Here is a 22193-nt window from a genome sequence, read left to right as displayed (position 1 = left end):
TCCCAATGTCAGCGATCCCATTGCGCCGAGACTATGATGCTTCTTCGTTACGAACTCTTGCTTGTCAAAGTAAGGATGTCAGGCAGAGCCGCCGCCTTCTTGCTCTTGCTGCTGTTTATGATGGGTTGTCGCGCTTGGAGGCGGCACGCATGGGCGGCATGGACCGCCAAACACTGCGAGACTGGGTGCATCGGTTTAACGCAGAAGGGCCGCAGGGCCTGTACAATCGTAAGATCCCAGGCCGTGCCCGGTGGTTAAATAAAGAGCAAATGGCTGAATTTGCAGATCTGGTTGAGGCTGGACCTGATTTACAACAGCACGGCGTAATTCGCTGGCGGCGGCGAGATCTGCAAGTTGTGATCGAGCAGAAGTTTGGGGCCAGTTATAGCGAAAGGGCTATTTCAAGCCTCCTCAGAGTTCTGGGGTTTTCTCGGGTCAGCGTTCGGCCACAGCACCCGGCACAGGACGAGCAAGTTATGGAGACATATAAAAAGACTTCCATGCCCGGCTTAAAGAAATAAAAGCGCGCTTGCCCTCACAAACATCCATGGAAATCTGGTGGCAGGACGAAGCCCGCATTGGTCAAAAAAATGGGCTCACCAGAAGGTGGGCAAAAAAAGGAACGAGACCACGGGCTCCCAGCGACGGGCGCTATCAATCAACCTATGTATTCGGTGCCATCTGCCCCGCCCTCGGCAAAGGGGTTGCTCTTGTTTTGCTCAAAGCCAATACAAATGTCATACAGTTACATCTGGCAGAGATCAGCCGAAACATTACCAAAGGGGCGCACGCAGTGGTCCTGATGGATCAAGCGGGTTGGCATACAACAGCAAAACTGAAGTTGCCTGATAATATAACCATCTTGCTGCTCCCACCCCGTTCTCCGGAGTTCAACCCGGTTGAAAATGTTTGGCAGTACTTACGGCAAAACTGGCTCTCTAACCGAACCTTTCAAGACTACCAGGAAATTGTCGATGCCGCCTGTTCCGCTTGGAATAAGCTTATTCAACAACCCCACACAATCACATCAATCGGTAGACGAAATTGGGCGCATACAGGTCAATTATAAGTGCCGTTGGTATTACAGGCCGCTCAAAAGAAAGACCTGCGTGCCAGATGGTGCTCCCAAACATTGCCCAAACTGAAGAGCCTTTTGTGGAAAGAGAGTAAATTTGCCGTTGGGCATGCGTTCACCCTTGCCGATATCTTCGTGGCAGTGATCTATAGGAAGGCGCGAAGCCACGGAATGCCGGTGGATCGCGAGTTTGAGGAGCACTGCGATTTTCTCAAACTCTGCAAATATTCACCTCCAGAGCTATCAAAAGCAAACTAACCCACTTTCTTCAACCGTCTCTGCTCATGCTTATACGCTGTCCAGCCGCCAAGCTTTATGCCCCACAAGATCATGAAATAAGTAAGTGCAGCAACACCAATCAACAAAGAGGCAAAAAGGGTTGCGTTCTCTTTAATGAGCAGCACCAGCGCAGACTCTTCTTTTATGAGGTCGGCTATGGTTATAGCAATCAAACCAGCAGAGATAAGCATCAGCGAGGCAAAACACAGTGCTGTCAGCTTATGAAGGGGTTTGCCTTTAAGGCGTATTTGATGCCTCTCATAAACTTTCTGTCCCACCAACATTCCGGCCAGTATGGCAATCACCCTTCCCACGTGCTCTAGAGGCAAGGAAGTCTGGAAGAAATGAACGGTTACAAATTCAGTCGCAAACATGGCAATGTTTACGAGAAGGATGACCATGACAAAGCGTAGGGTCAGCCTGAAATAGTTGAGTTCTTTATCACTCATGGAATCACCGGATTTTTAAAAAATGAATTTCAGTTTCTCTAGACTATCTGACCATAAAGCGCAAAAGCCGGTCCCGTTCAGAACCGGCTTCTTTTCATTTCACTAACTTCTTTAGCAGCTTATCCGCCGAAGTCATCCAGCATGATGTCTTCGCGTTCAACACCCATATCAATCAGCATGTTGATGACGGAGGTGTTCATGATCGGGGGACCGCACATGTAGTATTCGCAGTCTTCCGGCGCGGTGTGATCCTTCAGGTACTCGTTGTAGAGCACATTATGGATAAAGCCGGTGTAGCCGTTCCAGTCATCTTCTGGCAGCGGATCGGAAAGAGCCACGTGCCATGTGAAGTTGGGGTTTTCTTCCGCCAGTTTGTTGAAATCTTCCACGTAGAACATTTCACGCTTGGAGCGGGCCCCGTACCAGAAGGTGACTTTGCGGTCTGTAGACAGACGGCGAAGCTGGTCGAAGATGTGCGAGCGCATTGGCGCCATACCGGCACCCCCACCAACAAACACCATTTCCTTGTCCGTATCACGAGCAAAGAATTCACCGAACGGACCGGAGATGGTCACCTTGTCACCCGGCTTCAGGTTGAAGATGTAGGAGGACATCAGACCTGCTGGAATATCGGTGGACCCTGGAGGCGGGCTGGCGATACGCACGTTCAGCATGATGATACCCTTTTCTTCAGGGTAGTTCGCCATGGAGTACGCACGGGTGACCGGCACATCAGAGCGGGCCACATTATCCCAGAGCTTGAACTTGTCCCAATCACCGCGATATTCCTCGGCGATGTCGAATTCCTTGTAGGAGTTCTGGTAGGGAGGACATTCAATCTGGATGTAGCCACCAGCGCGGAAGTCTACGTTCTCACCAGTTGGCAGCTCCAGAACAAGTTCCTTGATGAAGGTTGCAACGTTGTCGTTGGAGCGGACAGTACACTCCCACTTTTTAACGCCGAACACTTCTTCAGGCACTTCGATTTTCATGTCCTGTTTGACAGCAACCTGACAAGACAGGCGGTCACCACAGCGCGCTTCGCGCTTGTTGATATGGCTTTCTTCTGTTGCCAGAATGGAGCCGCCGCCTTCATGTACCTTCACCCGGCACTGGGCGCAGGTGCCACCGCCACCACATGCGGAAGGCACGAAGATCTTCTCGTCAGAAAGCACTGAAAGAAGTTTGCCGCCCGCTGGCACCGAAATGGTTTTCTCACCGTTGATCTCGATGTTCACATTACCGGAAGACACCAGCTTGCTGCGCGCCGCCAGAATGATGAGAACGAGGGACAGAACGATGAGTGTAAAGAGTGTAATACCCGAAGCAAAATCAGCCATTTACCAGTTACCCCTTACAGTTTTACGCCGGAGAAAGCCATGAAACCCATAGCCATCAAACCTGCGGTGATGAAGGTGATGCCCAGACCTTGCAAGCCTGCTGGCACGTCGGAGTATTTGAGCTTTTCACGGATACCCGCCATTGCAGTGATCGCCAGTGCCCAGCCAAGACCGGAAGCAACGCCATATACGGAGGATTCAGCGAAGTTGTAGTCACGCTCCACCATGAACAGGGAGCCGCCGAGGATAGCGCAGTTCACGGTGATGAGTGGCAGGAAGATACCAAGAGCGTTGTAGAGCGCCGGGAAGTACTTATCGAGCACCATTTCCAAGATCTGCACAATCGCCGCGATCACGCCGATGTAGGAAATGAGGCCGAGGAAACGAAGGTCAACGCCTTCAAGACCAGCCCATGCCAGAGCGCCATCGTTGAGCAGGTAGGTGTAGATCAGGTTGTTAACGGGAACAGTGATTGCCTGAACCACAACAACGGAGATGCCCAGCCCCACAGCCGTTTCCACCTTTTTGGAAACAGCAAGGAACGTACACATGCCAAGGAAGAAGGACAGAGCGATGTTTTCAATAAAGACCGCTTTGACAAAGAGGGAAACAAGACCTTCCATAATCAGTGAGCTCCCTCGGATTCAATAATTTTATAGTCGGCTTCTTCAACCTGTGCCGGCTTCCAAGTGCGGAATGCCCAGATGAGAAGGCCGATGGCAAAGAACGCGGATGGCGGCATGAGCAGCAGGCCGTTTGGCACGTACCAGCCACCGTTGTTGACTGTTTCCAGAATCTGGACGCCGAACAGGGACCCTGAGCCGAACAACTCACGGATCACGCCAACGATCATCAGGATCAGGCCATAACCAAGGCCGTTGCCGATACCATCAATGAAAGACGGGATTGGCGGGTTCTTCATGGCGTAAGCTTCTGCGCGGCCCATCACAATACAGTTGGTGATGATAAGGCCCACAAACACGGAGAGTGTCTTGGAGATATCGTAGAGATACGCCTTCAGGATCTGGTCCACGAGAATAACAAGGGACGCAATGATCACCATCTGCACGATAATGCGGATGGAAGACGGAATCTGGTTACGCAGGCACGAAATGAAGAAGTTGGACAATGCAGTCACAGCTGTCACCGCAATTGCCATAACCAGCGCCACTTTCAGCGAGCTTGTAACCGCCAATGCGGAACAGATGCCCAAAACCTGAAGGGTGATCGGGTTGTTGTCGACAAGCGGGTCGAGCAACATTTCCTTTTTGCTCTCAGCCATCAGGCCTCTCCCTTCTTCAGGTTTTCAAGGAATGATTTAAAGCCCTGCTCACCCATCCAGAACTGAACGAGGTTGTTCACACCGCGCGAGGTGAGCGTTGCACCGGCCAGCGCGTCAATGTGATACTGGGCGTCATCAGGATTGGAACTGACTTTCTTGGAAACGTTGATGCGCACATCACCTTCCCCGTCATAAACCTTCTTGCCCGGCCACATGGCTTGCCACTTCGGATTGTCCACTTCCGCGCCAAGGCCCGGAGTTTCTGCATGCTCATAAAAGCGCAGACCATAGACATCGTTGCCGTCTGAATTCAGCGCAATGAAGCCGTAAAGGGTGGACCAAAGACCGTAGCCGTGAATTGGCAAAACTATGCGCTTGATCTCTCCAGCCTCATCACGAAGCAGGTAGATGGCGGCAATGTTGGCCTGACGGTTGATAGACGCTGGATCGTTTTCCAGATCACGGCTGAGAGCCGGATCTTTGGACGCCTTACGCTGGTCGTAAGTTGCTGGATCAGCTGCATCGGTGAACTTACCGGTTTGCAGATCAACCAAGCGCACTTCAAATGCGGAGAAGGCTTTCTCAACGTCTTGGCCAGCTTCATAAAGGCCCGCGACTTTGAGGATGTTTACCTTTTTATCCAGCAGCTTGTTGATTTCCTGCTGCGGCTTCAACATCACCGCAGCGCCGGAAACAATCATGGAGCAGAATAGGCAAAGCACAATCGCCACTGTGAGCGTGCGCGGAGCAGAATCCAGCGGCATGGCTTTAAAGCGTGCCCAAAAACCCTTAGGCGCTGCCGTTTGACTTGTCGTATCAGGCATGACGCTTCTCCCTGCGGGTAATATTGGCTTTCACCACGTAGTAATCGATGAGAGGTGCGAAGATGTTTGCAAACAGGATCGCCAGCATCATGCCTTCAGGGAACGCAGGGTTCACAACGCGGATGAGAACACACATGACACCGATCAAGGCACCGTAGACCCAGCGGCCTTTGTTGGTCATTGCCGCAGTCACCGGTTCAGTCACCATGAACATGAGACCGAACATGAAGCCGCCAGTAACCAAGTGCCAGTACCAAGGCAGAGCAAACATTGGGTTGGTGTCGGAGCCGATGAAGTTGAAGAGGCTGGAAAGCCCGATCATGCCAATGAGACAGCCCAGAACCAGACGGTAGTTGGCTATGCGTGCCACCATCAAGAACAAGCCACCCAGAGCGATAGCCACAACGGAAGTTTCGCCGAAAGAGCCCTGAATTGTGCCAAGGAAAGAGCTTGTCCAGGTGATGCCTTGCGCTGCCAGACCTTCAACACCGCTGCTAGCTGCTACACCCAGCGCAGTTGCGCCGGAAAAGCCGTCTACCGGTGTCCAGATACTGTCGCCGGACATGGCGGCAGGATAGGCAAAGTACAGGAACGCACGGCCAACAAGCGCCGGATTCAGGAAGTTTTTACCAGTGCCGCCAAACACTTCCTTACCGATGACAACACCAAAGGCGATGCCAAGGGCCACTTGCCACAACGGTGTGGAAGCAGGAAGAATGAGCGTGTAGAGCATGGAAGTCACGAAGAAACCTTCGTTCACATCATGCCCGCGCACAGCGGCAAAAATCACCTCGAAAATACCGCCGACTGCCAGTGTGACCACGTAGATCGGCAGGAAGTAGAGCGCCCCATGCAGCACATTGGCAAACACGTTGGCAGGGTTGAAGCCGATGCCAAGCGAGCTGAGAATAAACGCCCGCCAGCCCGGTACATCCGCAATGCCCATGTTGGCAAGGGCAGAGTTGGCCTGATAGCCGGTGTTGTACATGCCGAACAAAATGGCCGGAATGGTGGCCAGCACCACATAAGTCATCACCCGTTTCAAGTCAGCATTGTCACGCGCATGAGGCGCGGCCCGTGTGACTGTTTTCGGAGTGTACAAGAACGTGTCTACGAGTTCGTAGACAGCGTAGAACTTCTCATATTTGCCGCCCTTTTCAAAGTGCGGCGCTATGGAATCCAGTTTACTGCGCAAACCCAAGGATCAACCCTCTTTCTCGATTTGTTCAAGGCTGGCCCGCAGCGCTGCCCCGTACTCGTTTTTGCTATGGCAAATGAAGGTGCAAAGCGCCAAATCTTCCTCGTCCAGCTCCAAAGCGCCAAGCTTTTGGGCAAGATCCGTATCACGTGTCACCAAAGCGCGAAGCAGCTGAGTCGGCAGCACATCCATAGGCACAACGCGCTCATAAGACCCGACAGGAACAATGGCGCGCACCGAACCGTGCAGGCTGGTGCTGAATGGGAACTTCAGGGCTTTGCGGAACAGACTGGAAGGATGCACATTGAGGTTTGACCATTTCCTCATGGAAGGGCGAACCCAGCCCATAACTTCTTGGCTGCGATCTTCTTCCATTAGCGTTACCTGTGTGTGGTAACGGCCAAGGAAGTTGAAGCTTCCAGCGGCATGAAAGCCGGAAAGGATGGAGCCGGAGATGCGGCGGGTCTCAGAAGAAATATCCTCTTCACCGTTCAAGAGATCGTCAAGATCTGCGCCTTCACGGGTTTTGACCAAACGTGCCTTGATCGCCTTGGGACCACAGATTGCCACCACACGGGAGGTATCCAGCTTGCCGGTCAGGAACAGACGGCCAATGGCCTGAACGTCCTGATAACCGATAGTCCAGACGGTTTTATTTTCATTAACCGGATCAAGGAAATGGATATGCGTGCCCGCAAGGCCTGCCGGATGCACACCCTCAAAAGTTTCCATCTGCACGCCGTCAATGTTCGCGCCGGGGATGGAGTCTTTTGGATTGTGGCAAACAAAGGTTTTGCCTTCGCTCAGCTTGGCAATGACCTGAAGGCCACTTGTAAACGCAGCCTCATCCGCCTTGATGATTGTTCCCGCATCTGCCGCCAGTGGATTTGTGTCCATTGCGGTGACAAAAATGGAGCGTGGCTTGGTGCCAAACAGCGGAACCTTGGAATAAGGCCGCGTGCGGAAGGAGGTCCACAGGCCGGACTTCGCCAGCTGCTCACCAACATCTTCAGCACTGATCTTTTTCAGTTTATCGGCAGAGTAGGCGTTGAAGGAAGTTTCCTCTTCCGCATCATCCAAACGGATAACAACACTCTCAAGCACACGGCGTGCGCCGCGGTTGATGGCTTCAACAACACCGCCGCCCGGTGCCACATAATTGATTTCTGGAGATTGCTTATCAATGAAAAGAGGCTGGCCCTTGGCCACTTTGTCCCCTTCTGCAACAAGCATTTTTGGCTTAAGGCCAACGAAGTTACTGCCATTCACAGCAACCCGACGGACAACAGCACCTTTAGATATCTCTTGCAAAGGCGCGCCTGTAACAGGCAAGTCCATTCCTTTAGTTATCTTCATTCCGTAACCTATTCGGCTCCGACAGGTCTAAAACGAGAAGGTGGAACAGTAAGAATACGGTGTTGGCAACTGTAAATATCCGGCGAAAAGGCCAAGATGTCACAGCGCTGGAGTGTTGACTTCCAACCAAAAAACAACGATTTCCTACTTCGAGAACTTTTCCAGCAACCAACCCGTTCACCGCTGGAAATTTGTGATCCCGCACCTAAGGCCCGACCTGTCTCTAGAGCATACACAAATGTATGCAGTACAGATCGACTAATAAAGTTAGCAGGGCTAGTACCCTGAACGCCGTCTTGTTTCAATAGATTTCGCCACAGGTGACGTTACGGAAAGCTCAAAAATATTCGCTTCGGCAGCAAATGATCAGTATTTGTTGTTAGGATTCAACGTGATCTCGCAGTCTCTCTACGTTTCACTGCAATCGAAGATCGTTTTCACAAGTGCAGCAACCGCTATTTTCTTGACTTCAAGTGAAAACTAATTAGATAGCCCAAGCAAACTGACAGTGTTTAAAGGGCTTTTATGCGAATTCTTCCAGTTGTTGCCACTCTCTTACTGGTTTCTGCCTGCGTACAGGAAGATCCCAGCCGGGAAACGATCAGCTTAACAGGGTCCACCATGGGCACCACCTACACGGTGAAAGCCATTAAAGGGGATGCACCTATTACCGCTGACGAGCTGCAATTTGAGGTGCAGGAAGCCTTGAAGGACGTGAACGATAAAATGTCCAACTGGGTGAAAACCTCTGAAGTGGAGCGCTTCAACCGCTCACAAAGCACAGAGTGGACACCCATTTCCGCAGATTTCAGTGCGGTTTTAGGTGAAGCCTTTACTATTCACGAGGAAAGTACAGGCCGTTTCGACGTGACACTGGCTCCGCTGATTGACCTTTGGGGATTTGGCCCAAGTGAAGACCAGCCATCACGCCCTTCTGATGAGAAGATTGCACAGGCGCTGGAGTCCGTTGGCATGCAAACCAAGCTGGAATACAGAAACTCCCCCCCGGCTCTACGTAAAGTGAACCCGGAGACTACTGTGAACCTGTCCGCCATCGCCAAAGGATATGGCGTAGACAAAGTGGCCGCGACGCTGGAGTTCAACGGTATTCAGGAATATCTGGTAGAAATTGGTGGCGATTTGATCACCAAAGGCAATAATGCAAGCAATGTTCCTTGGGTCGTGGGTATTGAAAAGCCCGATACTGCCCGCCAAACGGTGCAGGAAGTCATCCAGCTGAAAGACAAGGCCCTCGCAACATCAGGGGATTACCGGAATTACAAGGAAGTGGACGGTAGGCGTCTTTCCCATATTCTGGACCCAGTTACCGGTTTACCAATCGAGCACAAACTGGCTTCTGTCACTGTGATTGCAGAGAGTGCCACACGGGCCGATGGGCTGGCGACAGCCATTTACGCTTTGGGTGATGCACGAGGCATGCATCTTGCCTTAATAAAAGATCTCCCTATCTTCATGATCATTCGCGAAGGGGATTCCTTCGTAGAAAAAGCTTCACCAGCCTTCAAAGCGCTGCAAAATCAACACTCCACGGATGAGGGTACCTCATGATCACGTTTTTAATCGCTTTTGTTCTGCTTGCCCTGATCATTGCGGGAATGTCCATCGGTGCTGTTTTCAGAAACAAGCCCATTACCGGCAGTTGCGGCGGTTTGAACGCTATCTCCGGCGCGGACAAATGTGTTGTGTGCCAGCGGGAGATTGACCCCAACAGCCCCCTAAAAGAGCAGCTTTCACCTTGCAAGCGTGCTCAAAAAGATCTGGCAAGTGAAGCTGCTGGTTAAGCTGGCACAAATGAACTTCTGACTGTGAACGGGCCCATGGCCCGTTTTTTTGTGTTTAACACCCCCGACTACAGAGCAAAAAGATATAAGCTCCCCTCCCCCATTTACCACTGAGTTGACACGCAGCTGAACTTATATAACCATATGGTTATGAATCAGCTTAATTACTCGACCCCGCCACAAAACCTTGATGCTGTGTTTTCAGCTTTGGCTGATCCAACCCGCCGCGCAATTCTTACAAAGCTGGCGCAGGGTGAAACTTCGGTAAACGACCTCGTAAAGCAATTTGACATCTCTCAACCAGCTATCTCCAAGCACCTGAAGGTGCTTGAGCGGGCTGATCTGGTGGAAAGAGCCGTAGACAAACAACGCCGTCCAGCCCGAATTAAGGCCGAACCCATGAAGGCTGCCATTCAATGGCTGGAGGAATTTAGCAAGTTTTGGACATCCAATTTCGATCAACTGGATGTTCTTCTGGAAGAACTCAAAAATTCAGAGAGCAAGGAGTGAAGGAAATGAGTGACATACCCACCTATGTGCTGGAACGAACATTTAATGCCCCCGTGGAACTGGTGTGGCGGACATGGACAGAGCCAGATCTTATTGCTCGCTGGTATGGGCCAAATGTGGAAAGCGTTATCCATAAACTGGATGTGCAAAAAGGCGGTTTGTGGCTCCATGAAATGAAATGGGGTGATAAGTCGAATTACCAGCGGATTGAGTACACGGAAGTTGTTCCCAATGAGAAGCTGGTCTGGCTTCACGCCAATGCCGATGAAAACTGGGACATCTCGGCAAATCCAATGATGCCTGACTGGCCGCGTATTCTTTTGACCACCGTCACATTCGAGCAGGAGGGCGAGAGCACAAAGATGCGCCTGACCTGGGTGCCCCACGAAGCGTCGGAAGCAGAGATCAAGTACTTTGCCGCTGCCGTTGGCGGTGCCGACAAGGGCTGGAAATCTGGCATGGATCTGCTGGAAAAACTGCTGCTTGAGCTACAAAACAAAGTTGAGGCCTAAGCCTTTCGGTCTCCTCAAACTCTCTTGGCTGAGGGTTTGAGGAGGGAACCTGTTTTATTCCAATACGCTATTCCCAGAGTTTATCTTTCCGGATTGCCCGCTTCATAACTGCCCCGCCCAAACAGGCAGCTACGCTAAGGGGGCTAAATTTTGCTGAGCCAACCGTCATCTGGTTTCTAAAGCCCGCGACAACAGACAGTTTTTTGCCAAGGCTATCCAATCCCGCTTTCGCAACAACATCCGGCTTCATGGAAGAGACAGGAAGCTTATCCCAATCTACGCCATTGTCTTCCGTCATGGCTGTCTCTGTCATCCCCGGAGACAATATGCACACATCAACGCCTTTGGGTTTCAGCTCTCCATAAAGAGACGCGCCGAAATTGAGCACATAAGACTTGGTGCCAGCATAGTTGCTGAAATAAGGGCTTGGCATATGCGCCACAATGCTTGCCAGAAGCAAAATTCCCCCTCGCCCGCGCGAGATCATTGGCCTTGCAAAATGATGGGCAAGCTGCATTGTAGAAAGAACGTTGAGCCGGATCATACGTTCTTGCACCTCAAGATCTATTTTCCCGAACGCACCATTGGTTTCAATGCCGGCAGCATGAACAAGAAGACCGATATCCTTGTCTGTTGCGGTGACAGCCTCTATCCCTTGCGCGCTGGCCAGATCGGCTGCGATATACTCGGCTTTCACCCCATATTTATGAGCAAGCTTCTCGGCGTTTTCTTTCAAAACATCTTCGCGTCGGGCAACCAAGACAAGGTTAAGGCCCCGCTGTGCCAGCTGGTGAGCAAGTTCCGCCCCGATGCCAGACGTAGCGCCGGTCACAAGCGCCCATTCCCCATATTTTTTTCTAAACTGCTCATACATTGAAGATCTCCTACCCCCACCCAAGAATCGTATTCTGCGGCTTACAGTATGAGCAAGTTTTGGGGCTCTATCAATCTTGGTGGAGGGAAAGGCAGGGGCTCCTCTCTATTGGGTCCAGCTGAAACTTCCAAAAACCAAGAGACAGAAGCTTAGAGTAGATAAGACACCATAGAGCCAGCAGCGCCCCTTCCAACCCTGGTTCTGGTGTTTCCAGTTTTCACGAAAGCCCCTACCGGAAAAAGCAAACACCACCAGAAAAACCACTCCCCACCAGCGCGGCATTTCGTGAAACAGGTTAAGCAACGCATCCATTACAGCAAGTCCTCTTATTCTTATTGTTGCGGCAGGTCTTTAACTGGATGTTTTGTGCGTCGCAATGGCTCATATCAAAAGGCGGCTCTGTTCATTGCTCAAGATCTTCCACAGTCTTTTTCCCTTCTCCGCCTGCAGCTGTTGCTGCAAATGAACATAGGAAGCCGAAAATAGCCCCTTCCACAACAAACCATTGGGGACCTGCCTCAACGCCGCTGGCCTGCAAACTCATGGCGCCGAATTGCGCAAACAAATTATAATTGAAAAGAACGAGGATAAAGTTCATCCATCCACCAATCCATGGACCGACAAACCACCATGGCATCGGCATTCTAATCACCGGATTATAGGTGAAGACACCCGAGAGCCCAATAAAAGCACCAATAGAGGTGTACCAGAACAAGATCGCCAGCCGAAACTTCATATCAGCCTCTGGCCAAATAGAAGGAATAATAAAAAAGCCGAGTAGACCCACACCAAACCCAATGAGTTTGGCAACAACTATACGAGTGAAAAGTGAGGGTTTTGCAAACATTTTTCCACCAACTCCAGCATATTAACCCGACCTTTCAATAGGTAAGCATAAAACTCAGGTTGGTGACACTAAAGTTTTCATTAAACGTATGGACTTAGTGAGAACAAGCGAGTAGAAGGCGCGTATAGGTCAAAGAGTCGGGTGTAACCAGACAGCTTCGTGAAAAGAGGCGGTTGCAATGGTTCGTGCAAAGTTGACGCAGACCCAGTTGCACATTAAAAAGCACTCGAGAAGAACAAAGGCAGCAATGAAATGCTCCTCATTCCACCCACATTTATTGGGTCGAATGCATACTTTCCTCGAAAGAAAACTATATGACACTTCACGAAGGGGTTGCCCCAGCGCTTGCCACAGCCTTGGAAGAGCGCGGCTACACCAGTTTGACACCCGTCCAGTCCTCTGTTTTGGAAGCGGATGCGGATGGAAAAGATCTTCTAGTTTCAGCTCAAACCGGATCCGGTAAAACCGTTGCATTCGGTCTGGCGATCGCACCAGAATTGCTTGCGGACCAGAATGAGCTGCAGTCTACAAAAGAGCCACTTGCTCTTGTTGTTGCACCAACCCGCGAATTGGCACTTCAGGTCAGTAAAGAACTTGAGTGGCTTTACCGTCCAGCCAAAGCGCGTATTGCAACGTGCGTTGGCGGCATGGATATGCGCAAAGAACGCCGCAACCTTGCTGGCGGAATCCATATTGTTGTTGGCACACCTGGCCGTCTGCGCGATCACATCGAACGCGGTTCTTTTGCCACCAAAAGCCTGCGCACTGTGGTTCTGGATGAAGCCGATGAAATGTTGGACATGGGCTTCCGCGAAGATCTGGAGTTCATTCTTGGTGCAGCGCCGGAATCTCGCCGTACATTGATGTTCTCCGCAACTGTTCCAAAGCAGATTGCCAACCTTGCCAAACAGTACCAGAAAGACGCCCTGCGTATTTCCACTGTTTCCGAGCGTGAGCAGCATCAGGACATCGAATACCGCGCCCTGCAGGTTGCTCCGAACGACCGCGAAAATGCGATCATCAACGTTCTTCGCTACTATGAAGCACAGAACACGATCATTTTCGCCGGAACTCGCGAGATGGTGAAACACCTGTCCTCCCGTTTGGGCAACCGTGGTTTCTCCGTTGTTGCACTGTCTGGTGAACTGAGCCAGAACGAGCGTAACCACGCACTTCAAGCAATGCGCAGTGGCCGTGCCCGCGTTTGTGTGGCAACCGATGTTGCTGCCCGCGGTATTGATCTGCCGAACCTTGATCTCGTGATCCACGCGGACTTGCCAACCAACTCCGACACCTTCTTGCACCGTTCTGGCCGTACAGGCCGTGCTGGCCGTAAAGGTGTGTGTACCCTCATCGTACCACACACACGTCGCCGCTCAGCTGTTCGCCTTCTGGGCTTTGCAAAGGTGAAAGCGGATTGGGCTCCAGCTCCAACTGCAACCGAAATTGTAGACAAAGACCGTCAACGTCTCTTTGCTTCTGATGTGCTGACAACAGCGCCGAATGAAGACGAAGCACCAGCAGTAAAAGAACTTCTTGAAAAGTTCGGCGCTGACAACATTGCAGCGGCATATTTGCGCCAGCTGCAAAAAGACCTTCCAGCTCCTGAAGAGCTGCTGGCAGGCGGCGGCGACTTTACAGAAGAGCGCAAGTCTCGCAATAAGTTCGAAGACGGCGTCTGGTTCCGCATGAACGTTGGTCGCAAGCACAATGCCGACCCGCGTTGGTTGCTGCCAATGATCTGCCGTGCCGGCCATGTATCCAAACAGGATATCGGCTCTATCCGCATCTTTGACGCTGATAGCCGTGTAGAACTTCCAGGCAATCTGGCAGACAAGTTCGCTGAAGCGATCAAAACCCACGGCACTGGTGAGAAAAACATCACCATTACCCGTATTGAAGGTAATCCTGACCGTGGTGGCAGCGGACGTCGGCCACCTCGCAAGAACTTCAAGGGTGGCGGAGAACGTGGCGGCTTCAACCGCAAAGGTGGTGGTGGTGGTGATCGCCACCGCAAAGGCGGCAATGGCAACCGTGATCGCCGTGAAGGCGGAAAACGTGGCGGCGGTGAACGTGGTGAGCGTCGCTCAGCTGCTCCTGAAAGCTAAAGCGTGTTCCGTTTGATTGGATTCAATCAAACGATAACAATATAAAAGTTAGAGTGCGCAGCGTGAATGCAACGTGCTCTAAACTCTTTAAAGGCGGGAACTCTCCCGCCTTTTTTGTTGCCGTAAAATTTCACTGGGCAGCAGGCATGGTAATTCGGTCAAAGGCACCGAAGTTTGGCTTTTCCGGATTGATCAAGTCTGTATCGAAGGATTGAGATTCTTGACAGTACTGCTGGCTGAGGTTCCACTGTCCACTGCCCAAAAACTCGCTGTACCCGCTGAACCCCTTAGACATGCTGAGCCAAGTGTATTTGGTCAAGTTATCTGAAAGAAGGTTGGAGCAGATGAGACCGCTGCCATAAGCGCCCACAATGAACGGGTTTCCCTGACTGCGAAACACTTGATTTACAGCTACAAAATACGGTTTGATGTGGGACTCGTAATCCTCTTGAGAGGCATCGTAATCAACTGCAAAGTAGATACCGCTTCCATAAGGCTGGCCGATCATGTTCTGCGCCTGGTCTATAGCAACTTTTGCATCTTTCTCGCCCAGCGCGGAAGTGAAGCATGAAGCGGCATTATTTGCATCCTCATAAACGGTAAACAAAGACAGACCGGCATCAAGAAGTTGTTGCGCCTCTCCCTCCGAAAGCCGTTTCCATGCACTAAGCGAGAGGTATCGCCCGACAGCGACTACATTGTACTGCTTGAGCGCACTGATACTGGGAACAGCATTGCCTGCGGTATCCACGGCATACTCTGAGTTATTTGACATATTTTCTCCTCTCATGACTGCCCAAAGGACGGACCGGTAGAGGACATGTGAAAATAACTATTATTTATGTAATACAATTAGTTATACAAATAATGTGCATTTAATGGACTTCAGTTTAGGGCGGTGAGCTACGCCAGCTCCCAACTGCTCCAGACTTTGCTCACAATATGGACACTGCCAGTTACAATCGGTGCATGTTTAAGCAATCACGGGTTTAGCTATGGGTGCCACATTTTCATACACTGGCATAAAACACTTTTCTTCTTAAGAACTTATCCGTTTTCAACCGAGAAAAATGCTCGTTGGCATGGTCTTTGCTCAACTTCATTTGGTTCGTTTTGATACCCATTTTCATGATCGGCAAAGGCGCCAATCACCCGCAATGCTGCAAACACCAAAGCTGACATAACCCACGACCTGAAGGCCCGTGCGTGAGCCGCATTGCACACCCAGTTTCAAGTGACAGAACGCTGGGCGTCGCCCACGAACCTTTTTAGAGTTTCATTGCTTCAACTCAAAGGATTTCCAATGTCTTACTTACCTCCCCCCGAGTTTGTTGGTAAAATGGTTGATGCCGGACAGCAAAAAGTCCTGATGTCGACACGAGATACCTTGATCCGCGCGTTTATGGCTGGTGCAATTCTAGCCCTAGCTGCGGCCTTCGCAGTAACCATTACCGTGCAAACGGGCCAGCCATTGGTTGGTGCCATCCTGTTTCCCGTTGGCTTTTGTCTTCTTTACCTATTGGGCTTTGACCTGCTCACCGGGGTATTCACCCTTGCGCCCCTTGCCCTTATCGCCAAGCGCCCCGGCGTGACCCCGCAGGGGATTATGCGGAACTGGGGACTGGTGTTTTGCGGCAACTTTGCCGGAGCCTTTACCGTGGCAGTGATGATGGCCATCATCTTTACCTTCGGGTTTTCCGAGGCTCCAAACGCAGTGGGGCAAAAAATCGGCACCATTGGTGAAGGACGCACAGTAGGATATGCAAACCACGGCGCTGCTGGCATGCTGACTTTGTTTATCCGCGGGGTTTTATGTAACTGGATGGTCTCAACAGGCGTTGTAGCGGCGATGATGTCCACCTCCGTTTCAGGCAAAGTCATCGCCATGTGGATGCCCATTATGCTGTTCTTCTATATGGGATTCGAGCATTCCATTGTAAACATGTTCCTGTTTCCATCCGGTCTGATGCTTGGTGGTGATTTCTCCGTCATGGATTATCTGCTCTGGAACGAGATTCCCACGGTCATCGGAAACCTTGTGGGTGGTTTGGCTTTTGTTGGCTTAACCTTATACGCAACACACCTTCCACGCGCTGCTAAGCACTCAGAACCTGCTGCTGATGGCTACGCTGCCCCTGCTGAATAAACCTCTGTTTTCCGGTTGGCATGTTTGTTCAGCCGGAACACCCTACCCTTGACACTTCCCCAAGGAAAAAACATGAATAAACTTGAGGTAACCGAATTTATTTTTGAGCGTAAGCGTAGAACCGGTTTGAGCTGGTCTCAGATTGCCGAAGTCGCAGGCCTTTCTGAAGTTTTCACCGTTTCCGCCTGTCTTGGGATGAACAGCTTTCCACTTGAGAACGCGAAGAAGATAACCCAGCTTTTGGATTTACCAGAGGCGGCGGAGGCAGCTCTTACCCAGTACCCGACCAAAACCTTTGCACAAATAATACCCAGTGATCCCTGTATCTACCGCTTCTACGAGATTGTTGGCGTTTATGGAGAGACTTTGAAGGAGCTTATTCAGGAGAAGGGCGGGGACGGCATTATGAGTGCAATTGATTTTGATATGTCCGTTGAAAAAATCCCCCATGAAAAGGGAGATAGAATTCAGGTGGTCATGAGTGGCAAGTTTCTCCCCTATAGTCGGTGGTAGGCATCCCATTCAAAAGAGTATTCAACAAAGAAATGTTCCTCATTTGTTCAGAATCATGTATGCACGCCACAAAACATCTGAAGTCTACCCAAAGGGAACCACATGAGAGACAGCCTCAGAGAGAAAATCGTTAATGTCTGCAACAGTAAGATTGCTCAAAAAGGGGAGAAGGTGGGCCTTTCCTTCTATGCGTTTTTTGCCAATAAAAACGATGATCCCGACCGTCTTATGGAAGCAGCAGAATGGTGGATCATGACCCATAAGCTTGACCACTTTGAAAAAGCAGTCAAGATTAAGGAAATGGTTCTGTCGGGTAAGTAACCCAGTGTTTGGTGATACGCTGTTCCAGAGCTGTATTCCATGAAACTTTGAGGCCGAAACTGTGACCAAGCATGCTCTTGTTACTGGAGGAAATCGTGGTATTGGGCGCGCAATTGCGCAAGGCCTGTTGGAAAAAGGGCTGAGCGTGACCATTGGCTGCCGCAAGCCTGAGGAGGCGCAAAAGGCAGCAAATGCTTTGCCCTGCGATTATGTGGAGCTGGATGTCTCCAATAAAGAATCCATCAAATCCATTGGTGACCAAATCGCTCCTGTGGATGTGCTTGTGAACAATGCGGGGGTTTTATTCAACCGCCCCTGCCTCACGCATCCGGAGGATTTCGAGGCGTGTATGGCTGTTATGGTGCACGGCCCCTTTGAGCTTATTGGCCTGCTCTCCCCTTCCATGATCCAAAAAGGATACGGGCGCATTGTGAACCTATCTTCTGACTGGGGATCATTTGCGCACAATCTTGAAGGACCGGGAGCCTATGGCATTGCCAAGGCATCTTTGAACGCCCTGACGCTGGCTTTATCCCGGGAACTACCTGATACCGTTAAAATCAACAGTATGTGCCCCGGTTGGGTCAGAACCCAAATGGGAGGGGAAAGCGCCATACGGACCCCTGAAGAGGGGGCCGACACAGCGCTTTGGTTGGCAACCCTTCACGAAGGTGGGCCAACGGGAGGCTTCTTTCGTGATAGAAAGCCATTCCCGTGGTAAGCCTCACCTTGCGATAGAAAGCATGCAGCTGCCCTAAAAGACAGTCGTTTGATTAACAGCCGCTGCCGGGAGTCACTTCTTCGGAAATCAAAGCCGCCAGCTCAAGAACTTTCCAGTCGCTGCGTGCTGCTCCTATCACCATAAATCCGGTTCCAAGTGTACCTTGCTCATGCATTGGGACTGTGGCAGCACAGCCATCCACCAGATTGATAATGGAGGAGTTGCGCAGCATACGCAGATTATGTGTTGCAAAATCCTCCAGAGCTTCTGCAATGGTTGGCGCTGCGGCGGCAACCGTTGGTGCGATCAACACATCATAGTCAGCCGCCAGCGTCTCATAGGCCTCAATAGCCTGCTGGCGCAGTGTTTGCGCCTGCGATAGCTGCTGGGCATTGAAAGTTTCACCCCGTTGCAGGCGGGACATGATATCCTCATCCCCCAGCTGCTTTAACCCCTCTATATGTGCTTGGTGCACAGCATAGGCTTCCGCTCCAACCAACATACGCATGGCTTCAAGCGCTTCCACGAGGATCGGTGCTTCTACTGAAGTGATCTCGGCTCCAGCGGCTTTTAGTTTCTCAACTGAACGGTGAAAATCACTGGCAACCTTACAATCGAGATCTTCCATCATCACCGTTTCAAGCAGGCCGATGCGAAGCCCTTCCACACGATCATACTGAGCGGCAGGGCGCGGCTGCGCACTGATGACCCCATACAGCTCTGCGCACAGGTCCAGACTGCTGGCAAGAGGGCCAGCACAATCAAACGAGCTGGCAAGAGGGAAAACATCATCCATGGGAACAGATTGGCGTGTAGGTTTGAAGCCGAAAATTCCATTCAGTGCTGCTGGAACACGAATGGAACCACCTGTGTCAGTACCCAGTGCTCCATCACACAAGCCATAGGCGACACTCAACGCAGCACCGGAAGACGAGCCACCGGCAATCCGTTTCGGATCAATGGCATTGGCAGGGTGGCCCCAGTAAGGGTTAAGCCCCAGACCAGAATAAGCCAATTCACTCATGGATGTGCGGCCAAACGGCAAAGCGCCGGCGGCTTTCACCCGCGCAATAACGCGAGCATCCTTGCCCGCCGGATAGCGGGAGAGGTAGTAGGGAGACCCCGCGCTTGTCACTTCGCCCTCTTCTTCAAAAAGGTCTTTGACGGAAACTGTTTTACCAAGCAAAGCGGGGCGGGAGGCAAAACGGCTAGCGCTCTTGTCCAAGGCCCGCGCTTGAGCCATGATCTTCTGCGCATCAAATCGGGTGAAAATTTTGGAGGCTTCCTTTTCATCAAGGTCCATAACCCTGTCAATGCCACGCCGCGCAGCATCTTCTGCGCGAAAGAAAAGACTTTGCTGGGGCTTGTTAGGGTTTGAAGTGGTCATGATGAATTCCTCAGGAGCTTACAACAAGCGCTCACTGATGCCGCGAACGCTCCCAAAATGCAATGGAAAAATGCTTCAGGGCGAGCGTTACTGGCACCCGTTAGAAAACCCGCAAGCAGCAAGGCACAATTACCTAAACTTTAAATTGCAATTTATACTTCAACTTCCACCCAAAAGGGCGTAAAGGTACCGCTTGGAACGCCAGATTGTTGTCCATCGGAGTTTCCAGAGCCGTTGGTCAGGATATAGAGGTTGGAACAGGTTGCATGTTAAGTTTGCCTTCAAAGTTATCTTGGGCACTTGCCCTGATGGTTTTCAGCCTCCCGCTCTCCCCTGCTTATTCGCAAAGCATCTATAATAACTCGGGCGTACCAACCCAATGGCGTACCATTGATACACAAGACCTGTTACACACTCTTGGTTATTTTCAAGATGCAAGCGATGGGCGCATGGGAGCAGCCACCCGAGTGGCTATCACCCGTTTCCAACTGGATAACCACTTCCCGGCCACGGGCTATTTAACAGCACAGCAGTTCGCTGTTCTTTCTCAAAAAGCAGCGCAGGCTCGGCCCAAACTTCCCACGCCCTATCAAGGTGTACAGCATCAACTAAACACTCAAACGACCTCAAATGTAGCGTCTTCTGCAGCAAGGCCTAAAACCTTTGAAGAAGGGGACCCTTTCATTGGCAACTGGGGCAGCCGCTGTGTTCATAAATATCAAACCCCACCGGGGAAGCCTAAAGATTCATGCGAACTCATAGTTTCAAAGCAAGGGCACAACTATAAAGTCACATTTCTCGCTTCAACTAATGGCTCCAACTCTAGGAAAATCTGCGAGGTAAACGCAATTATGGAGCGCGGGCCCATTCGTTATGATCCTATCCATACCTATGAGGATGGCCTTTCCGGGCAACTTCAAAATAGCTTTACCTTTGTAACCTATGAAAGAGGCGCTCTTGTTTTAGGTGGCGGCTTGGTGGCTGGCTTTGCCTGTGGAACCTATATTATGCAAGGCGCCTATGCCTTTTATGGAGATGAGTAGAACCTGAGAACCGAGAGTATCTCCAAAAAGTGGATACCGTTTTCTAATTAAAGGTACGCGCCTAAACAATAGCTTAAAGCACTGAACTGTTTCAATAAAACGTCTCACTACTTTGGGCGGGAGGACAGCTTTACGGTAGCGCAACGACAAATGCTTCACGCTTCATACCTTTAATACCGCTCCAGACGGTATTAAAACTGTCTTCCCTGTTTGTTAATCACTAGGCTGAGTTACCCTTTTGTATTTATGCTGGATCACTGCCAGTTCAGCCAGCACCGCCACCGCCCCCGCCCCAGCCACCACTTCCACCACCGCCAGAACCTTCACCAGGTGGAGTTTTACTGGAGACAACACCTGAAGGTTTCCTTTGAACATTGCAAGAAACTTGCATGCGAAATTGCTTATTTTCCATGAGTCTATTCCTTCTCGCTGTATTCCGAAAAGGATAATGCCTACAACCACAGCGAAATAAAAATAACTTTCAATAACTTTAATGTTAAAGAAAATGAGGGCATCGAGCCTCTCATATAAGAATTACACATACACATTATTATATTTTGCAGAAAAAACTCTTCTGTATTCTTTCGGCGTTACTCCAAGGGACTGTTTGAAGTGGTAACGCATTGCCTCGGCATTTGGAAACCCCACTTCATAGCTGATCGTTTCTAATGCCAATTTTGTCGTTTCCAACAAACTACAGGATCTGGCCACCCGCTCCTGTATCAGCCACTGTTTGGCAGGAGTGCCAGTGAGTGCGAGAAACTTCCTCTGAAACGTTCTTGAGGACATTTGAGCAACGCGAGCCATGGTCTCAATATCGTGAAGGTCCGACAAGTTTTCACGAAGACGGTCCATGAGCATTGAAAGGCTGTGTTTGTTTGTGTCCTTTGGCACGGGCTGTTCGATAAACTGTGCCTGCCCACCTTGCCGGTGTGCGTGCATGACAAGACGGCGAGCTACGGAATTGGCTACTTTCGAACCATAATCCTTCCTCACAACGTGCAGGCAGGCATCAATTCCCGCTGAACTTCCAGCAGAGGTTATGATGTTCCCCTCATCTACATAAAGGTCATTGGTTTCAACGCTCACTTTAGGAAACTTTTCACTAAAATGTTGCGCGTACTGCCAGTGGGTTGTGGCGCGCTTTCCATCCAGAACCCCTGATGCTGCCAGAACATAAGACCCTGAACAAATAGAGAGTAACCTTGCTCCGCGAGCATGGGCAGAGCTGATTATCTGGCAAAGTACTTCCGGAACGGGTTCATCCTTCCCCTTCCATCCAGGAACAACAATCAAGTCAGCCTTCAACAAGTCTTCTTGAGTACCCGAAGCTTCAACCAGTATACCGCCAACTACGCGGATGGGGCCACTTTCAACTGCCACGGTGGAGAGGTGATAGAGGTCTCCGCCCAGTTCCGGCCGTGGCAAACCAAATACCTCGCACACTATGCCATATTCAAAAGTACACAGGTTGTCATAGACCAAAGCAGCAACACGAACTGGTGAGCTCCGAAAGTCTCTCGCATCTCGTTTTGGCATTTTTTCCCTCAAATTTGGCGCAGCACGGCGTGGCGCATTCTCACCTATCATGGAATTTTTGCCAAGT

General features: G+C 50.8%; 26 protein-coding genes. 12 read left to right on the top strand and 14 right to left on the bottom strand.

From position 1 onward, the window contains the following. Positions 1 to 5 precede the first annotated feature (5 nt). A protein-coding gene (locus P6574_RS00785; protein ID WP_310618506.1) for an IS630 family transposase occupies positions 6 to 1069 on the top strand; the annotation gives its coding sequence in 2 pieces (ribosomal slippage) (positions 6 to 495 and positions 495 to 1069; 1065 coding nt in all). After that, positions 1070 to 1333, top strand: a complete 264-nt coding sequence (locus P6574_RS00780) for a hypothetical protein (RefSeq protein WP_310618505.1) — start codon at positions 1070 to 1072, stop codon at positions 1331 to 1333. It begins immediately after the preceding gene. Here P6574_RS00780 and P6574_RS00775 read toward each other — a convergent pair. From P6574_RS00775 to P6574_RS00745, 7 genes are all read right to left on the bottom strand, one after another. Then, positions 1330 to 1803, bottom strand: coding sequence for an ABZJ_00895 family protein (locus P6574_RS00775; protein ID WP_310618504.1), 474 nt, complete (start codon positions 1801 to 1803; stop codon positions 1330 to 1332). The genes P6574_RS00780 and P6574_RS00775 overlap by 4 nt on opposite strands. A 119-nt stretch (positions 1804 to 1922) precedes the next feature. Further along, on the bottom strand, positions 1923 to 3143 hold the full coding sequence (nqrF, locus tag P6574_RS00770) for an NADH:ubiquinone reductase (Na(+)-transporting) subunit F (RefSeq protein ID WP_310618503.1): 1221 nt from the start codon (positions 3141 to 3143) through the stop codon (positions 1923 to 1925). Positions 3144 to 3157: 14 nt separating this feature from the next. Beyond that, complete coding sequence (gene nqrE, locus P6574_RS00765) at positions 3158 to 3766, bottom strand: NADH:ubiquinone reductase (Na(+)-transporting) subunit E (protein WP_310618502.1); 609 nt, start codon at positions 3764 to 3766, stop codon at positions 3158 to 3160. A gap of 2 nt (positions 3767 to 3768) precedes the next feature. After that, positions 3769 to 4425 (bottom strand): NADH:ubiquinone reductase (Na(+)-transporting) subunit D, encoded by a 657-nt coding sequence (locus P6574_RS00760; protein ID WP_310618501.1) that lies wholly within the window; start codon positions 4423 to 4425, stop codon positions 3769 to 3771. Beyond that, entirely contained in the window at positions 4425 to 5249 is an 825-nt protein-coding gene (locus P6574_RS00755; protein WP_310618500.1) for a Na(+)-translocating NADH-quinone reductase subunit C, read from the bottom strand. Before P6574_RS00755 ends, P6574_RS00760 begins: the two co-directional genes overlap by 1 nt. After that, entirely contained in the window at positions 5242 to 6450 is a 1209-nt protein-coding gene (locus P6574_RS00750; protein ID WP_310618499.1) for an NADH:ubiquinone reductase (Na(+)-transporting) subunit B, read from the bottom strand. Before P6574_RS00750 ends, P6574_RS00755 begins: the two co-directional genes overlap by 8 nt. 3 nt (positions 6451 to 6453) lie before the next feature. Beyond that, positions 6454 to 7803 (bottom strand): Na(+)-translocating NADH-quinone reductase subunit A, encoded by a 1350-nt coding sequence (locus tag P6574_RS00745; RefSeq protein WP_310618498.1) that lies wholly within the window; start codon positions 7801 to 7803, stop codon positions 6454 to 6456. A gap of 525 nt (positions 7804 to 8328) precedes the next feature. Here P6574_RS00745 and P6574_RS00740 point away from each other — a divergent pair. The 4 genes from P6574_RS00740 (at position 8329) to P6574_RS00725 (ending at position 10627) form a co-directional block, all read left to right on the top strand. Beyond that, positions 8329 to 9372, top strand: coding sequence for an FAD:protein FMN transferase (locus P6574_RS00740; protein ID WP_310618497.1), 1044 nt, complete (start codon positions 8329 to 8331; stop codon positions 9370 to 9372). Beyond that, complete coding sequence (gene nqrM, locus P6574_RS00735) at positions 9369 to 9605, top strand: (Na+)-NQR maturation NqrM (RefSeq protein ID WP_310618496.1); 237 nt, start codon at positions 9369 to 9371, stop codon at positions 9603 to 9605. The genes P6574_RS00740 and nqrM overlap by 4 nt, the downstream gene beginning before the upstream one ends. Positions 9606 to 9755: 150 nt before the next feature. Continuing rightward, entirely contained in the window at positions 9756 to 10115 is a 360-nt protein-coding gene (locus P6574_RS00730; protein WP_310618495.1) for an ArsR/SmtB family transcription factor, read from the top strand. 5 nt (positions 10116 to 10120) lie between these two features. After that, positions 10121 to 10627: an SRPBCC family protein gene (locus P6574_RS00725; RefSeq protein WP_310618494.1), complete on the top strand. Its 507-nt coding sequence runs from the start codon at positions 10121 to 10123 to the stop codon at positions 10625 to 10627. A 67-nt stretch (positions 10628 to 10694) separates the two neighbouring features. Here the strand turns inward: P6574_RS00725 and P6574_RS00720 are convergent, their stop codons facing one another. Together P6574_RS00720 and P6574_RS00715 are read right to left on the bottom strand one after the other, a co-directional pair. Further along, positions 10695 to 11501: an SDR family NAD(P)-dependent oxidoreductase gene (locus P6574_RS00720; RefSeq protein ID WP_310618493.1), complete on the bottom strand. Its 807-nt coding sequence runs from the start codon at positions 11499 to 11501 to the stop codon at positions 10695 to 10697. A gap of 403 nt (positions 11502 to 11904) precedes the next feature. Further along, positions 11905 to 12348, bottom strand: coding sequence for a hypothetical protein (locus P6574_RS00715; RefSeq protein ID WP_310618492.1), 444 nt, complete (start codon positions 12346 to 12348; stop codon positions 11905 to 11907). A 314-nt stretch (positions 12349 to 12662) separates the two neighbouring features. Here P6574_RS00715 and P6574_RS00710 point away from each other — a divergent pair, with 314 nt between their 5' ends. Further along, a complete protein-coding gene (locus tag P6574_RS00710) occupies positions 12663 to 14456 on the top strand; it encodes a DEAD/DEAH box helicase (RefSeq protein WP_310618491.1) in 1794 nt (597 codons plus the stop codon). A gap of 130 nt (positions 14457 to 14586) precedes the next feature. On the opposite strand, the gene P6574_RS00705 is transcribed toward P6574_RS00710, so the two are convergent. Both P6574_RS00705 and P6574_RS00700 read right to left on the bottom strand, forming a co-directional pair. Next, a complete protein-coding gene (locus P6574_RS00705) occupies positions 14587 to 15231 on the bottom strand; it encodes a DUF1906 domain-containing protein (RefSeq protein WP_310618490.1) in 645 nt (214 codons plus the stop codon). Positions 15232 to 15503: 272 nt separating this feature from the next. Continuing rightward, positions 15504 to 15638, bottom strand: coding sequence for a hypothetical protein (locus tag P6574_RS00700; protein WP_310618489.1), 135 nt, complete (start codon positions 15636 to 15638; stop codon positions 15504 to 15506). 121 nt (positions 15639 to 15759) lie between these two features. Between P6574_RS00700 and P6574_RS00695 the strand changes: the two genes are divergently transcribed. The 4 genes from P6574_RS00695 to P6574_RS00680 all read left to right on the top strand — a co-directional run bounded on the left by P6574_RS00695 (position 15760) and on the right by P6574_RS00680 (position 18157). Continuing rightward, positions 15760 to 16602, top strand: coding sequence for a formate/nitrite transporter family protein (locus tag P6574_RS00695; protein WP_310618488.1), 843 nt, complete (start codon positions 15760 to 15762; stop codon positions 16600 to 16602). A 72-nt stretch (positions 16603 to 16674) separates the two neighbouring features. Then, positions 16675 to 17115: a cyanase gene (gene cynS / locus P6574_RS00690; protein WP_310618487.1), complete on the top strand. Its 441-nt coding sequence runs from the start codon at positions 16675 to 16677 to the stop codon at positions 17113 to 17115. A 102-nt stretch (positions 17116 to 17217) separates the two neighbouring features. After that, positions 17218 to 17436: a DUF6500 family protein gene (locus P6574_RS00685; RefSeq protein WP_310618486.1), complete on the top strand. Its 219-nt coding sequence runs from the start codon at positions 17218 to 17220 to the stop codon at positions 17434 to 17436. Between the two features lie 61 nt (positions 17437 to 17497). Then, positions 17498 to 18157 carry an SDR family NAD(P)-dependent oxidoreductase gene (locus P6574_RS00680; protein WP_310618485.1) on the top strand — a complete coding sequence of 220 codons (660 nt, stop codon included), beginning with the start codon at positions 17498 to 17500 and terminating at the stop codon, positions 18155 to 18157. Between the two features lie 52 nt (positions 18158 to 18209). Here P6574_RS00680 and P6574_RS00675 read toward each other — a convergent pair whose 3' ends face one another. Continuing rightward, complete coding sequence (locus tag P6574_RS00675) at positions 18210 to 19544, bottom strand: amidase (protein ID WP_310618484.1); 1335 nt, start codon at positions 19542 to 19544, stop codon at positions 18210 to 18212. A 266-nt stretch (positions 19545 to 19810) separates the two neighbouring features. Between P6574_RS00675 and P6574_RS00670 the strand changes: the two genes are divergently transcribed. After that, a complete protein-coding gene (locus P6574_RS00670) occupies positions 19811 to 20587 on the top strand; it encodes a peptidoglycan-binding domain-containing protein (RefSeq protein WP_310618483.1) in 777 nt (258 codons plus the stop codon). A gap of 213 nt (positions 20588 to 20800) precedes the next feature. Here P6574_RS00670 and P6574_RS00665 read toward each other — a convergent pair whose 3' ends face one another. Continuing rightward, positions 20801 to 20962, bottom strand: a complete 162-nt coding sequence (locus P6574_RS00665) for a hypothetical protein (RefSeq protein ID WP_310618482.1) — start codon at positions 20960 to 20962, stop codon at positions 20801 to 20803. Between the two features lie 159 nt (positions 20963 to 21121). Then, on the bottom strand, positions 21122 to 22177 hold the full coding sequence (gene ftrA / locus P6574_RS00660) for a transcriptional regulator FtrA (protein ID WP_310618481.1): 1056 nt from the start codon (positions 22175 to 22177) through the stop codon (positions 21122 to 21124). Positions 22178 to 22193: the final 16 nt, after the last annotated feature.

It is taken from the genome of Pseudovibrio sp. M1P-2-3 (assembly GCF_031501865.1).
Classification (GTDB): domain Bacteria; phylum Pseudomonadota; class Alphaproteobacteria; order Rhizobiales; family Stappiaceae; genus Pseudovibrio; species Pseudovibrio corallicola.
The sequence above is the reverse complement of the archived record's forward strand: the minus strand, read 5'-3'. Positions and strand labels throughout refer to the sequence as shown.